This is a genomic window from Geodermatophilus sp. URMC 60, from assembly GCF_053502585.1.
Genome location: NZ_CP199958.1, coordinates 429,143 through 443,123, shown reverse-complemented (window position 1 = coordinate 443,123; position 13,981 = coordinate 429,143). Strand labels below are relative to the sequence as shown.

The 13,981-nt window shown below is 74.0% G+C and carries 7 protein-coding genes; 4 read left to right on the top strand and 3 right to left on the bottom strand.

All coding sequences use genetic code 11. The features are described from left to right. Window positions 1-227 precede the first annotated feature (227 nt). Together ACWIX3_RS02135 and ACWIX3_RS02130 are read left to right on the top strand one after the other, a co-directional pair. Window positions 228-1,679, top strand: a complete 1,452-nt coding sequence (locus ACWIX3_RS02135; protein ID WP_448610437.1) for a hypothetical protein — start codon at window positions 228-230, stop codon at window positions 1,677-1,679. A gap of 16 nt (window positions 1,680-1,695) precedes the next feature. Beyond that, window positions 1,696-3,036, top strand: coding sequence for a hypothetical protein (locus ACWIX3_RS02130; protein ID WP_448610436.1), 1,341 nt, complete (start codon window positions 1,696-1,698; stop codon window positions 3,034-3,036). Between the two features lie 400 nt (window positions 3,037-3,436). On the opposite strand, the gene ACWIX3_RS02125 is transcribed toward ACWIX3_RS02130, so the two are convergent. The 3 genes from ACWIX3_RS02125 to ACWIX3_RS02115 all read right to left on the bottom strand — a co-directional run bounded on the left by ACWIX3_RS02125 (window position 3,437) and on the right by ACWIX3_RS02115 (window position 12,111). Next, on the bottom strand, window positions 3,437-7,108 hold the full coding sequence (locus ACWIX3_RS02125; RefSeq protein ID WP_448610435.1) for an nSTAND1 domain-containing NTPase: 3,672 nt from the start codon (window positions 7,106-7,108) through the stop codon (window positions 3,437-3,439). Beyond that, window positions 7,105-9,207, bottom strand: coding sequence for a CHAT domain-containing protein (locus ACWIX3_RS02120; protein WP_448610434.1), 2,103 nt, complete (start codon window positions 9,205-9,207; stop codon window positions 7,105-7,107). Before ACWIX3_RS02120 ends, ACWIX3_RS02125 begins: the two co-directional genes overlap by 4 nt. A gap of 507 nt (window positions 9,208-9,714) precedes the next feature. Next, window positions 9,715-12,111 (bottom strand): ATP-binding cassette domain-containing protein, encoded by a 2,397-nt coding sequence (locus ACWIX3_RS02115; RefSeq protein WP_448610433.1) that lies wholly within the window; start codon window positions 12,109-12,111, stop codon window positions 9,715-9,717. A gap of 410 nt (window positions 12,112-12,521) precedes the next feature. Between ACWIX3_RS02115 and ACWIX3_RS02110 the strand changes: the two genes are divergently transcribed. Together ACWIX3_RS02110 and ACWIX3_RS02105 are read left to right on the top strand one after the other, a co-directional pair. After that, window positions 12,522-12,752 (top strand): hypothetical protein, encoded by a 231-nt coding sequence (locus tag ACWIX3_RS02110; protein ID WP_448610432.1) that lies wholly within the window; start codon window positions 12,522-12,524, stop codon window positions 12,750-12,752. 84 nt (window positions 12,753-12,836) lie between these two features. Further along, window positions 12,837-13,625 carry a hypothetical protein gene (locus ACWIX3_RS02105; RefSeq protein ID WP_448612509.1) on the top strand — a complete coding sequence of 263 codons (789 nt, stop codon included), beginning with the start codon at window positions 12,837-12,839 and terminating at the stop codon, window positions 13,623-13,625. Window positions 13,626-13,981: the final 356 nt, after the last annotated feature.

Below are 13,981 nucleotides of genomic sequence, written 5' to 3'. Positions count from 1 at the left end.
GACTTTTAATCCGCGGGTTGTGGGTTCGATCCCCACGGGGCCCACCGTCCTCTGTGTTGTTCCGCCCCGGGGCTGGGGGCGCATCGCGTCCGAGGCCGTGCCGTCGGCACAGGGCCGTGGGGCTGACCGGCTGCTCCGTTCGCGCGGTGAGGCAGAGCGGGACCGCGGGACCCGACTCTGTCGCCGCACGGTTCTCCCGGTCTACCGTCCGTGACGGAGGGGTCGGGGTGACCATTTCCGCGGCACAGGACGACCTGCTCGTGCTCAACGGGATCGACGTCGACACGGGCGACTACCTCACGCCGAGGCTGGGGCTGGCCGACGTGGCCAGTGCCCTGCGCGGCGACCCGAGCCCCCTGTCGGGCGCGCGCGAGCTGGGACGGCGCAGGCAACACGACGAGGACCACTTCGGGGTCGTCTACGGGCGGGACCCGCAGGACCTGGCCTCGGTGGGCTGGGGTGTGGTGGTCCCGCCGGACCTCGACCCCGCGGTGCTGGAGGCTCTGGCCCCCTTGCTGCACCTGCGGGAGGAGCAGGCGGGCGACCTGTTCCGGCGCCTCGAGCTGCGCCCCGGGGAGGACAAGGACGACTTCCTGGCCAGGTACGGGATGGCGCCCTCGGTCGTCGACCCCTGCAAGGTCCCGTACTTCCTGCTGCTCCTGGGGTCGCCGGACCAGCTGCCCTTCGACGTCCAGTACCAGTTGGGCGTGTCCTACGCCGTCGGGCGCCTCGACCTCGAGGACCCCGAGGCGTGCGCCGCCTACGCGGCGACCGTCGTGGCGGCCGAGCGGAGCCTGGACGCCCCTCCCGTGGGCGTCCCCACGCCCCCGGCACGCCGGCTCCACCTCTTCGCCACCCGGCACCCGGGGGACACGCCCACGGCCCTCAGCGCTTCCCGGCTCGTGGAGCCACTGCACGGGGAGCTGGGGGAGACCGCGCGCGCCTGGGAGGTCACCACCGACGTCGGACCGGGCGCGACCCGCAGCCGGCTGGCGGACCTCCTGACCGGCCCGGAGGCCCCGGACCTGCTCTTCACGGCCGGCCACGGCGTCGGGGGCAGGGGGGCGGGCCGCGACCTCGCCGGGGCGCTGCTCTGCCAGGACTGGCCAGGTCCCCTCGCCGCTCGGGGTCCGGTCGACGAGACGCAGTACCTGGCCGCGCATCACCTCGCCGCGGGCACGCCCGTCAAGCCGAGGGTGGTGTTCTCCTTCGCCTGTTTCGGAGCGGGCACACCGCAGGTGTCCGACTACCCAGGCGGTCCGGACGACGCTGGTGACCTGGCCGCCACCGGGTTCACCGCACGGCTCCCACAGCGGCTGCTGGGCGCGCCCGCCGGCGGAGCGCTGGCCTTCATCGGGCACGTGGACCGGGCCTGGAGCTGCTCGTTCCTGTGGAAGGGGCTGGCCGCACAGGTCACGCCGTTCCGGAGCACCCTGCTCGCCCTGATGGACGGCGCCCGCCTGGGGTGGGCGATGGAGAGCTTGACCTCCCGGTACGCGGAGATCGCCACCGAGCTGACCCGCCGCATGGACGGGTTCCGCAGGTACGGCAAGCGCATCGACGACGCCGACCTGGTGGGCCTGTGGACGGCCACGCACGACGCCCGCGCCTACGTGGTGCTCGGTGACCCGGCCGTCCGGGTGGCGCCACGCGGCTCCGCCGGGCTGGTCCAGGGGTGAGGGGACGGAGGACCTCGTGGGAGCGGAGCCGGTGCCGGGGAGGGCGGGGCGCTACCACCTGGTGACGTTCGATGCCGCCGGGCGCGAACGGCCCGAGGCCACCGGCCCGTACAGCAGGGAGCTCACCGCGCTGCTCGCGCGGGAGCGACCCACGGACGTCTTCGTCCTCAGTCACGGGTGGATGGGCGACGTGCCCGCCGCCCGCCGCCAGTACGGTGCCTGGGTCGCGGCCATGGAGGGGTGCCCGGAGGACCGGGCCGCCGCGGACGCGCGTCCCGGTGGCTTCCGTCCCGTCGTCGTCGGCGTCCACTGGCCCAGCAGGGCGTGGGGGGACGAGGACCTCGGCTCGGCCTCCTTCGCCCTCCCCGCGGACGCCGTCGCACCGCAGGGCGGTCAGCTCGACGGGGTGGCCCGGCTCGTGGAGTCCTCGGCGACCGCACTGGGTGACACGCCGGGCGCCCGGGACCCGGTCCGCGCCATCGTGGACTCGGCGCTCGCCGACCCCGTCCCGGTCACGCTGCCCGGGCCGGTGCGCGAGGCCTACGAGCGGCTGGACGCCGCGCTGGGTCCGGGTGCCGACGGGGAGGGCGCCCCGCCCGGGGACGACCGCGCCCCCTTCGACCCGGAGGCGGTCTACCAGGCGTGCCTGGTGGACGAGCTGGCCTCCTTCGGCGGCACCTCCCTCGGCGGCGTGCTCGCCCCTCTGCGGGTGCTCACCTTCTGGCACATGAAGCGACGGGCACGGGACGTCGGCGTCGGCGGTGTGGCTGACCTGCTCACCCGCCTGCAGGAGGCGGCGCCGGGCGCGCGCTTCCACCTCATGGGCCACAGCTTCGGCTGCATCGTCGTCTCGTCGGCCGTGGCGGGCCGAGGACCGGCAGGACGCCGCCCGGTCGCCTCGCTGGCCCTCGTGCAGGGAGCGATGTCGCTGTGGTCCTTCTGCTCCGCCATCCCCTCCGCACCGGAGCGCAGCGGCTACTTCCACCGCGTCCTCGCCGACGGCCTGGTCACGGGGCCCGTGGTGGTCACCACCTCGGTGCACGACCGTGCGGTGCGGTCCTTCTACCCGATCGGGGCGGGTTCGCGCGGCCAGGTCGACTACCTGCCCGACCGGCTGCCGACCTACGGCGCCATCGGGACCTTCGGCGTGCGGGGACCCGGCATCCAGGTCGTGGACGACGACCTGCGGGCGGTCGGCGAGCCCTACGACCTGCGGCCCGGCGTCGTCCACGACCTGCGTGGGGACGACGTCATCCGCGACGGCGCGGGTGTCATGGGGGCGCACAGCGACATCACCAAGCCGCCCGTCGCGCACGCTGTCTGGCAGGCGGCTCTCGCCGTTCCTGCCTGGGGATGAGCGCGAACCCGGACCCCGTGTCGCCGCCGGACGCACCGCTCACAGGAGGACGTACAGGTCGTACCCACCCCCCGGACGGGGGCGACACTCCCAGGGAGCGCCATAGCGGTTGGCCGGCCCCGCAGCCAGGCATGAGCCCTGATTGGGATAGGTCGCGTAGTACGTCCACCCGGCGACCGTCGAGACGGCAGCGGACGAGGGACCGGCTGCGTACACCGGAGTGGCTGCGAGAGCCGGGACCAGGGCCGCACCGGCGAGGAGCACCGCGGCCGTGGAGCGTCGAAGGTGGAGCATCGCGCTTCTCTCCTTGATCGATCTCCGTTTTCACTGGGCATCGTCCGCTTGGACAGAGTCCACGAGAAGCGAGCGTGATACGGGATGCGTTCCCCGGGTTGGACGGCTACGAGGTGTACTCGGCGCCGGGGACATCGGCCGGTGCACCTCCTCCTGCTGGGAGTGCCGGACAGGTCCGCTGGTACGGCAGCTCCCCGGCGAGCTGGCGCCACTCGGCGCCGGACAGGTTGCGGTTGACCAGCTCACAGCCGACCTCCATCCAGTCCTGAGACGGGCGACCCCACCAGCGCAGGTCCCACAACTGCACGATCGGGCCGGCGCCGGCGGAGACGAGCAGGGCCCCGTCGCGGCTGATCGCCATGCTCCAGACCGCGCCGCTGTGGCCTCCGAGTGGCTCGCCCTCCGGCCGGCCGGTGGCGGGGTCCCACAGCCGCACGGTCTGGTCGGTGCCGGCGCTGGCCAGCAGCGTGCCGTCGGGGCTGAACGCCACCGCGTTCACCTCATCGGTGTGGCCCTCCAGCGGTGCGCCGCGCTGCTCGCCGGTGGCCGGATCCCACAGCCGCACCATTCGGTCGGCGCCGGCGCTGGCCAGCAGCGTGCCGCCGGGGCTGAACGCCACCGCCCGCACCTGATCGGTGTGGCCCTCCAGCGGTGCGCCGTGCGGCCGGCCGGTGACGGGGTCCCACAGCCGCACGGTCTGGTCAGTGCCGGCGCTGGCCAGCAGGGCGCCGTCGGGACTGAACGCCACGGCGTTGACGGCACCGGCATGGCCGGACAGCGGCGCGCCGTGCGGCCGGCCGGTGACGGGATCCCACAGCCGCACCGTCGCATCGGCGCCGGCGCTGGCCAGCAGGGCGCCGTCGGGGCTGAACGCCACGGCGTTGACGGCACCGGCATGGCCGGACAGCGGCGCGCCGTGCGGCAGGCCGCTGACCGGATCCCACAGCCGCACCGTCCCGCCGCCGTCGGCGGTGGCCAGCAGCGTGCCGTCGGGGCTGAACGCCACCCCGCTGACCACGCCGAGGTCGCCGGACAGCGGCGCGCCGTGCGGCCGGCCGGTGACGGGATCCCACAGCCGCACCGTCCCGTCGGCGCCGGCGGCGGCCAGCAGGGCGCCGTCGGGGCTGAACGCCACACCGGTGACCACGCCGCGGTCGACGGTCAGCGGCCGGCGGATGGTGTAGGTGTCGGCGACCTGCCAGAGCCGCGCCGCCCCGTCGGTGCCGGTGCTGGCCAGCCAGGCGCCATCAGGGCTGAACGTCACGGCGGTCACCGCGCCGCCATGGCCGGTCAGCGAACCACCGCGCGGCCGGCCAGTGGTGGCGTCCCACAGCTGAACGGTCGCGTCCGCGCCGGCGGTGGCCAGCAGCGTGCCGTCCGGGCTGAATGCCACGGCGTTGACCACGCCCCGGTGGCCGGACAGCGGCTCGCCGCGCGGCCGGCCGGTGGCGGTCTCCCACAGCGCCACCGTGCGGTCCGCGCCGGCGGTGGCCAGCAGCGTGCCGTCCGGGCTGAATGCCACGGCGTTGACCACGCCCCGGTGGCCGGACAGCGGCTCGCCGCGCGGCCGGCCGGTGGCGGTCTCCCACAGCCGCACCATGCGGTCCGCGCCGGCGGTGGCCAGCAGCGTGCCGTCGGGGCTGAACGTCACCGCGGTCACCGTGGTTACCGCGCCGGTGTGGCCGGCCAGCAGCTCGCCGTGCGGCAGGCCGGTGGCGGTGTTCCACAGTCGCGCTGTCCCGTCCTCACCGGCGGTGGCCAGCAGCGTGCCGTCGGGGCTGAACGCCACCGCGTTCACCGGGCCGGTGTGGCCGGTCAGCGGCGCGCCGTGCGGCAGGCCGCTGACCGGATCCCACAGCCGCACCGTCCCGTCCTCACCGGCGCTGGTCAGCAGGGCGCCGTCCGGGCTGAACGCCACCGTGGTAACCGGGCCGGTGTGGCCGGTGAGCGCGGCGCCCCGCGGTCGGCCCGCAGCGGTGTCCCACAGCCGCACCGTCCGGTCGTTGCCGGCGGTGGCCAGCAGCGTGCCGTCCGGACTGAACGCCACGTCGAACGCCGCCCCGTCGTGGCCGTCGGACACCCACGCGGTGCGGTGGGTGAGCTCGGCCAACCCGGTGATCAGGCCGGAGGGGAGGTCCTCGTCCTGGCCGCGCGCCAGGCTCAGGCTCTGCAGGCCGAGCAGGATGGCCAGATCGGGGCGGGCGCCCACCAGTCGGTCCGCACTGGCTGCCAGCTCGCGCGCCGAGGCCAGGGCGGACGCCTGTCGGGCTCTCTCGGAACTCGTCCATGCGAACACACCGAGCACGCTGACAACGACCAGCAGCAGCGTCACCACGGCGACCGCAATGCGCAGTCGCCGTGCGGAGCGCCGCAGCGCCGCCGCCGTCCGCTGCTCCCTGCGCAGCAGCTCGTCGGCCCGCCGCGACGCGTCGAGGAAGACCCGCTGCTGGTCGGTGAGCTCGCCCGCCCGGACGGCGTCGTCCTGCTCCGCGGCGGCGAGGTCCGCGCCGAGCAGCAGCAGGCGGTCCGGCCTGCCCTCCTCCTCCCACAGCGCGGCCGCGCTCTCGAAGGAGGACAGGTGCTGGGCGCGCCAGGCGGCGTTGTCCCGCCGGACCGGTTCGATCAGCCGGTCGTGCGCCAGCTCGTACCAGGTGGCCTGCCGGCGGGTCTCCGCACGGACGAGGTGGGCGTCGAGGAGCTCACCGAGCAGGCGGCGTCCGGCCTCACCGGAGCGGTCGGGTCCCGCGAGCACCTGGCTGCGCAGACCCTGCGGGGTGATCAGGCGCTCCTCGACCCACTCCCGGATGGTCCGCTCGGGCACCTCCGTCCGCTCCGCCGCCATGCGGACCCGCTCGGCGTAGTAGCCGGCCAGCGCCTGGTCCACCCTGCCAAGGGCATCGACGTCGGCACCTGTGATCCGGGCGGCGTCGGGGGGCAGCATCGACCACAGCTGGTGGCAGGCGACCTGCAGCTGGACCGGCTCGACGTAGGAGCCGAGCGCCTCGGTGACCCCGCCCGGCCGTTGCACCCGCACGGTGCGCAGGTCGTCGACCAGCTGCTGAGCGGCCTCCTCGGTGAAGTCGACGCCGGCCCGCTCCGCCGGGCGGCGCATCGCCTCGAGCGCCTGGTCCACGGAGAGCAGGTCCAGCCGGAACCTCGTCCGCAGCCGCGTCGGGACGTGGACCAGGTAGGGGTCGAGAGCGGCGAGGAAGTCCTCCCGCATCGAGAACAGCGCCCAGTGGCCCCGGTCCCGGAGCGTCTGGCCGAGCTCCTTGAAGAACACGTGCTTCGCCGGCTCGTCGGTGGGGTCGGCGGTGAGCACCTCCTCGAACTGGTCGAAGACCAGCACCTCGTTGCCCGGCCGGCCGTCCCGGTCGGCGTGGGCCTCCAGGTACTCGCGCAGCGTCAGGGTCGCCAGCTCGGCGACCGGTCGCTGTCGCTCCGGCGGCAGGCCCTCCTCGAGGGACAGCAGTGCGCTCATCACGTAGCGGTTGCAGCGCGCCGGCAACCCCGGCTGGGGATCCAGCGGGTGCGTGACCCGGATGACCGGCAGCACCTCGAAGCCGTCGTCCTGCAGGGCCGGTACCAGGGCGGCCTCGATCAGCGACGTCTTCCCGGCGCCGGACGGCGAGTAGAGCAGCACGATCCGCTCGGCCACGAGCAGGTCGACCAGGTCCTCGCGCTCCTGGTCGCGCCCGTACAGCGGGTCGCCCACCCCGAAGGACGCCGGGCCGACGTAGGGGTTGCCGACTCGCCGGGGCGTGTCGGTGGCGGTCATCGCCGGGCGCTCCAGGCGCCCTGGAGCTCCTTGACGAAGTGTTCCGTGCTGCCCCAGTACAGGGAGACGCGGGCGCTGCTGAAGTAGGTCTCCAAATACCTCCGGGCGCGCCCCGCGTCGATCGTGGCCCCCTCCTCGGGGTCGAGCTGGACGGCCACGTGCGTGTACTGGGCACGCCGCCGTCCTCCCTCGGAGTTCATGAGGCTGCGGTACAGGACGCGGAAGTCCCACTCGTCCAGGCCGAACCCCAGGAACATGAGCGCCGAGTCCGACAGCCGCCGGCGGACCACCTTGGGGACGAGGTCCTGGTTGCGGGTGACGCCGATGAGGAAGTCGAAGAAGTCGTCCTCGGTCAGCACGAGGGACTCCGGCTGGTCGAAGGTGCCGAGCAGGTGGAATACCAGCGGGCGTTCGGGCGTGGGCCGGTAGCCGGGTTCCCGCTCGAACACCGATTCAGGCCAGTCGGCGTCCTCGTGCCAGCGGCAGAGCTCCACCTCCGGCTCCCGCCCGGCCTTGCGCAGGGCATTGGCCAGCAGGCGGGAGTTCAGGGTCGTGATGTAGACCGGCGCCGGCAGCTGCGCCAGCACCGAGAAGGGCTCGACATCCTCCCGCCGGTGCCGCGCCTCCCAGGCCGCGGCGAGGAGGTCCTCCAGCGAGGCGTCCTCGCGGAGCAGGTCCGCGGGCAGGTCGTCCCGGTACCGCTCCACGACCGTGCGGCGCAGGTGGCTCATGAACTGGAGGGCCGGGAAGCGCTGGTTCTGGTTGACGGACAGGTACTGGGCGACCTGAGGCAGGCTCTCCCGGTTGTGCGGTGCCATGGGGTACCGGTAGCTCTGGGCCCAGTCCATGGCGATCTCCTGCCGGGTGCCCAGCAGCGCTTCGGCGATGCCGAACCCGATCACCGGGGTGCACATCCCGACCTCGAAGTCGGTGACCAACGAGGGCCACTTGTCGAACCGCTCCCCACCAGGAGCAGTTCCGGGCTGGTACCAGAGCCGTCCGCTCTTCAGCCGCATGAACAGCGCGGGCGCCCACCAGTCCGACCGCTCCCGCACGGCCGCTCGTGCGACCGCCATGGCGCGGTCCACGAGCCCGTCCTCCTCGAGGCTGGTGAAGAAAGCCCTGGTGAAGACCGCCGACGTCGCCATGGTGATGTCCCCCTGCATCGCCACGACAGCCGGGACGCCGACCTCGGCCAGCCGCGGTCCGAGCGCGGCCAGCACGCCGGCGTCCTGGCTGCGCCGGTCGGCGCCCGCGCCCGCGCTCTGGCACGACGCCAGGAACACCAGCCGGGGCAGCCGGGGGAGGTCCCGCAGCTGACTGATGAGCTCACTGCCCAGCAGCGGCGCGGCACGGCCCTCCTCGTCCACCAGCAGCAGCACCGGCTCATCACGGACGACGTAGCCGTGGCAGACGAGGTAGAGCACGTCGACCCCGCGGCGCACGTGGTCGAGCAGGTTCGCCGCGGTCGGGGCGGCCGCTCCGGGCAGGGTGGTCAGGGAGAGGGAGCCCAGACCCTCGCGGGCACGGGCCAGCTCCTCGTCGACGCGCACGGGTGCCAGCGGGCGTCCGGCGTCGATCGAGTCCAGGTCCGACGGCCCGGCCACGACCGCGAGCGCCCTGAGGTCCCCCCGGGGCCGGACCCCCACGGGGCGCCAGTCCTGGCTGCTCAGGTACCGGGAGAACAGCACGTTCTCGTTCGTCAGCAGTGTCGAGCGGTCCGTGGGGCTGCGCAGCGTCTCCCACCGCAGCCCGTGCAGCGCGGCGGCGCTGCTGCCCATCACCAGGCGCACGCGCAGCCGCACTCCCTGGCTCTGCGACGTCGCGACCGCTGTCCGCACCGCGGCCTCGACCCCGTGGCCGAACAGACCCGAGCCCAGCGCCACGCCGTACTCCTCGTCGTCGTCGATGGCGTCGAGCTCGCGCGGATCGATGTGGGCCAGCAGCGGTCCGGAGACGTCCAGCTGCGTCTCCGCGTCGGTCCGGGGGAGGGCGAAGCGCAGCTCCACGGTCCAGGTGACGGCGTCGCGCCGGTGGAGGCCGATCTCGAGGTCGGCGTACTCGTCCGCCGCGCCGTGCGGACCCGTGGGGACGGTCATGCACACCTGCCGAGAGGCCATGAGCAGACTGCCGCTCGCGTCGAGCACGCTCCTGGGACCACCGTGGGACCGGCCATGATCCGGAGCGGCGGACAGCAGCCGACCCGACGCGCCGGCCACGGGTGTCGGACTGCGAGAACCGTGATCACGGGAGCTCCTCGCCGAGTTGCCCGACTCCGTGACATCGTCGTCCGCTCGAGCTGCCTCCGGCAGCCGGACCCCGACCAGCCTGCGCAGCCGGCGTCACGGCCTCGTCACCGCACCATCACCCCGCCCCGCACGTGAGGTGGCCAGAGGACGGCCGGGGCCCGCGCGGTGGCTGGTCGAACGGGTCGTCGACGAGGTGGACCAGCGGGGCAGTGCACGCGAGGGCGGTCCACCGGCCGGGCGCGTGGAGGCAGAGCGCCGTCTCCGATCCCGCGGGCCGCGCGGGCTACCCACGCGGCCAACCGGCGCGGCTCCCTCACCACCGTCCCTGGGGCTGCCGCGCTGTCCGCGCGGCCGTCGTCAGCTCGGTCCGGCGCCGACGTAGGCCGCGAGGTGCTCGCCGGTGAGGGTGGAGCGGGCGGCGACCAGGTCGGCGGGTGTGCCCTCGAAGACGATCCGGCCGCCGTCGTGGCCGGCTCCGGGGCCGAGGTCGATGATCCAGTCGGCGTGCGCCATCACGGCCTGGTGGTGCTCGATGACGATCACCGACTTGCCCGAGTCGACGAGCCGGTCCAGCAGGCCGAGCAGGTTCTCGACGTCGGCGAGGTGCAGGCCGGTGGTCGGCTCGTCGAGCACGTAGACGCCGCCCTTCTCGCCCATCCGGGTCGCCAGCTTGATGCGCTGGCGCTCACCGCCGGAGAGCGTGGTGAGCGGCTGGCCGAGGGTGAGGTAGCCCAGCCCGACGTCGGCGAGCCGGTCGAGGACGGCGTGCGCGGCCGGGGTGCGGGCCTCACCGGTGCCGAAGAAGCCCTCGGCCTCGGTCACCGACATCGCGAGGACCTCGGCGATGTTGCGGCCGCCCAGCGTGTACTCCAGCACGGATGCCTGGAACCGCCTGCCCTCGCACTCCTCGCAGGGCGACTCGACCGTGGCCATCACGCCCAGGTCGGTGTAGATGACGCCCGCGCCGTTGCAGGTGGGGCAGGCGCCCTCGGAGTTGGCGCTGAACAGCGCGGGCTTGACCCCGTTGGCCTTCGCGAACGCCTTGCGGATGGGCTCCAGCAGGCCGGTGTAGGTGGCCGGGTTGGAACGGCGGGAGCCCTTGATGGCGCCCTGGTCCACGACGACGACGTCGTCCCGCTTGGCGAGGTTCCCGTGGATCAGCGAGCTCTTGCCCGAGCCGGCCACACCGGTCACGACGGTGAGCACACCGGTGGGGACGTCGACGTCGACGTCCTGCAGGTTGTTCTGTCGCGCGCCGCGGATCTCCAGTGCGCCGGTGGACGGGCGCACCGCCTGCTTGAGGGCCACCCGGTCGCCCAGGTGCCAGCCGGTGAGGGTGTCGGCCGACCGCAGCTCCTCGACGGTGCCCTCGAACACGACCTCGCCACCGTAGGTTCCGGCTCCGGGCCCGAGGTCGACGACGTGGTCGGCGATCCCGATCGTCTCGGGCTTGTGCTCGACGACGAGCACGGTGTTGCCCTTGTCGCGCAGCCGCAGCAGCAGGTCGTTCATCCGCTGGATGTCGTGCGGGTGCAGCCCGATGGTCGGCTCGTCGAAGACGTAGGTGACGTCGGTCAGCGACGACCCGAGGTGGCGGATCATCTTGGTGCGCTGCGCCTCGCCGCCGGAGAGCGTGCCGGCCGGCCGGTCGAGCGAGAGATAGCCCAGCCCGATCTCCGCGAACGAGTCGAGCAGGTGCTGCAGGCCGCGCAGCAACGGGGCGACCGAGGGCTCGTGGAGGTCCCGGAGCCACGCGGCCAGGTCCGTGATCTGCATCGCGCAGAGGTCGGCGATGTTCTTGCCGGCGATCTTCGACGACAGCGCCTCCTGGCTGAGCCGGGTGCCGTCGCAGTCGGGGCAGGTGGTGAAGGTGATCGCCCGCTCCACGAACCGGCGGACGTGCGGCTGCATCGCCTCGACGTCCTTGGAGAGCATCGACTTCTGGATCTTCGGGATCAGGCCCTCGTAGGTGAGGTTGATGCCCTCGACCTTGATCTTGGTGGGCTCCGCGTACAGGAGCTGGTGCCGCTCCTTCTCGGTGAAGGAGGCGATCGGCTTGTCCATGGGCAGGCCGGCGCCGCTGAAGATCCGGCCGTACCAGCCGTCCATGCTGTAGCCGGGCACCGTCAGCGCCCCCTCCGCCAGGGACTTGGACTCGTCGTACAGCGCGGTCAGGTCGAAGTCGTTGATCGAGCCCATGCCCTCGCAGCGCGGGCACATGCCGCCGAGCCGGTTGAACGTGGCCTTCTCGGTCTTCGTCTTGTCGCCGCGCTCGACGGTGATGGCGCCGCTGGCCCGCACCGAGGCGAGGTTGAACGAGTACGCGTTGGGCGAGCCGAGGTTGGGCTGTGCGAGCCGGCTGAAGAGGATGCGGAGCATCGCGTTCGCGTCCGTGGCCGTGCCGACGGTGGACCGGGGGTTGGCGCCCATCCGCTCCTGGTCGACGATGATCGCCGTCGTCAGCCCGTCCATGACGTCGACGTCGGGCCGCGCCAGGGTCGGCATGAACCCCTGCACGAAGGCGCTGTAGGTCTCGTTGATCAGCCGCTGCGACTCCGCGGCGATCGTGCCGAAGACCAGCGAGCTCTTGCCCGACCCGGAGACGCCGGTGAACACGGTCAGCCGGCGCTTGGGGATCTCGACGCTGACGTCCTTGAGGTTGTTCTGGCGCGCGCCGTGCACGCGGATCAGGTCGTGGCTGTCGGCGGCGTGCAGTGCGGGCGACTGCGTGTCGGTCCTCGTGGCCGTGCTCATCGATTCTCCATCCGTCGGGCGGGCCGCCTCCGCAGTCGCGGCAACCCTCGTTGTCTACCTGATCGGCGGGGTCGGCCGGGGTGGTGCGCGCCCGTCCGGGTGACGCCGTCGGCTCGGCTCGGCGCGGCTCCCGGGGGATCCGCCGCTGCGACACGCGGGCGTCGCACCGGCGTCCGGGAGCGACCGAGGGCACCCGTCGTCGTTCCACGCTCGCGACCAGGGGGCTTGTCGACAAGACGGCGTCCGCAACGAGGGGTCGCCGACCCCCGTTCCGGGCCTCCACAACGATGCGGTGACGGGGCCCGGAGCGGGGTGTCCGGGCGGGCGGCCCGTGGTCGGCCCGGCCCTAGTTTTCCCGCTGCGCGCGGCCCTTCCCCGGCCGCGGCGGGACCGCCCCGAGGAGAACCTGCGTGAGCACGCCGAGCACCACCATCCCCCGCACGTCGATCGGGGCCGGGCACATCCCGGCCGACGACGGGCTGGCCCTCCTGCTGGACCTGTTCGCGCTCGAGTCCGCGGGGGAGCCGGCGCCTCGTGCGGCCGGCCGGCACCGGCCCGGGGTCCGCGCGCAGCTGCAGCACTGGATGCGGCGGGCGGCCCTCTGGGGCGCCGGTCCAGAGGGGGCCTGGCGTGCCTGGTGAGCGCGGTCCCCGGTCGACGTCGATGACCACCCCGTCCACCGCTCCCGCGGCGGCCGGACCCCACTGCGGAGGTGTGGCGTGGTGATGCTGGAGCTGGGAGAGGCCCTGCTGGCCCTCGTCGCGCTGCTCGTCCTGGTCGTGGCGCTGGGCAGGAGCTCGACGGCTCGCTACGAGGCCGAGCGTGCGCACCGCGCCCAGCAGCAGGCGGACGCCGCCTCGGCCACCCGGCCCCCGGCCCCGCAGACCCGTCCCGACGGAACCGCGCACCCGGCCGGCCGCGGCGCGTCGGCGTGGTGGCTGGTCGACGAGTCAGGGGACCAGCCGGGCACGGTCGTCCTGGCCGGCCCCTTCCCCGGCCGGATGGAGGCGGACTGGGCCGCGGTCTCCGGCGGGTTCCCCGCCTCCGTGCAGGTGGTCCACGCCGCGCGCCGGGCCGACGGCTCGCTGGTCCGGCGCCAGTCGCCCCAGGAGCGCGCCTGGCTGACCGAGCTCGGGAGCCAGCTGGACCGGCTGCCCGACGACTGGGACGAGCTGCTGTCGGACGCCGACGCGCTGACCACCCTCCTGGTGGAGGTGAGCGCTGCGCTCGTCGAGGCCGGCCTCAGCCTGCACGACGCCGCCGGCGACAGCCCGGCCGGTGGCGTGTGCCTGACCCCGGACCCGGCCCGCCGCGGCATCCTCGTCACCTGGCGCCAGCACGACCGGATGAGCCTGGAGCGCGTCCGGGGCGAGGCGGTCGAGGCGGCGGTGGAGCGCACGATGAACGCCGCGATCGCCGACGTCCTGGTCGAGACGGGCTTCCCGGTCACCCCCGTCGGGATGAGCGGGTGCCACCTGGTGGTGGCCTCCGAGCAGTCGGCGCCGGCCGCCTGACGCGGCCCGCCGGAACGACCAGGGCGGGGCACCGACCTGCCGCGGGGCGGGACGCTCCGGGAACGTGCAGGTCGGGCGCCCGGGCCGGGCCGTGGAGGCGTCCGCGCAAGTGGCCGTTACGTGGTGGCCCCGCTCGGTCCCGGGCTAGGGTGCGGCCGGACACCACGCGGACGGCGCCCGGCGCAGCTCCTCCGAGCCACGGGCCGCCGACTCCCCCGCTGAGCACACAGCGGGCCGTCCGCCCACCCCATGGGCGATGACCTCTCGCGCCGTTCCGCGTTCCCTCCCGCGCCACGGGCGCATCGGCACCGGCCCCGTACCGGTGCGGCTATCAGCCCGGAGCAGGAAGGACGCGG

Coding starts and splice junctions, on each gene's coding strand:
- ACWIX3_RS02105 (WP_448612509.1), top strand. CDS start 12,837: ATGCTGGAGCTGGGAGAGGCCCTGCTGGCCCTCGTCGCGCTGCTCGTC.
- ACWIX3_RS02125 (WP_448610435.1), bottom strand. CDS start 7,108: ATGACCGCCACCGACACGCCCCGGCGAGTCGGCAACCCCTACGTCGGC.
- ACWIX3_RS02120 (WP_448610434.1), bottom strand. CDS start 9,207: ATGACCGTCCCCACGGGTCCGCACGGCGCGGCGGACGAGTACGCCGAC.
- ACWIX3_RS02115 (WP_448610433.1), bottom strand. CDS start 12,111: ATGAGCACGGCCACGAGGACCGACACGCAGTCGCCCGCACTGCACGCC.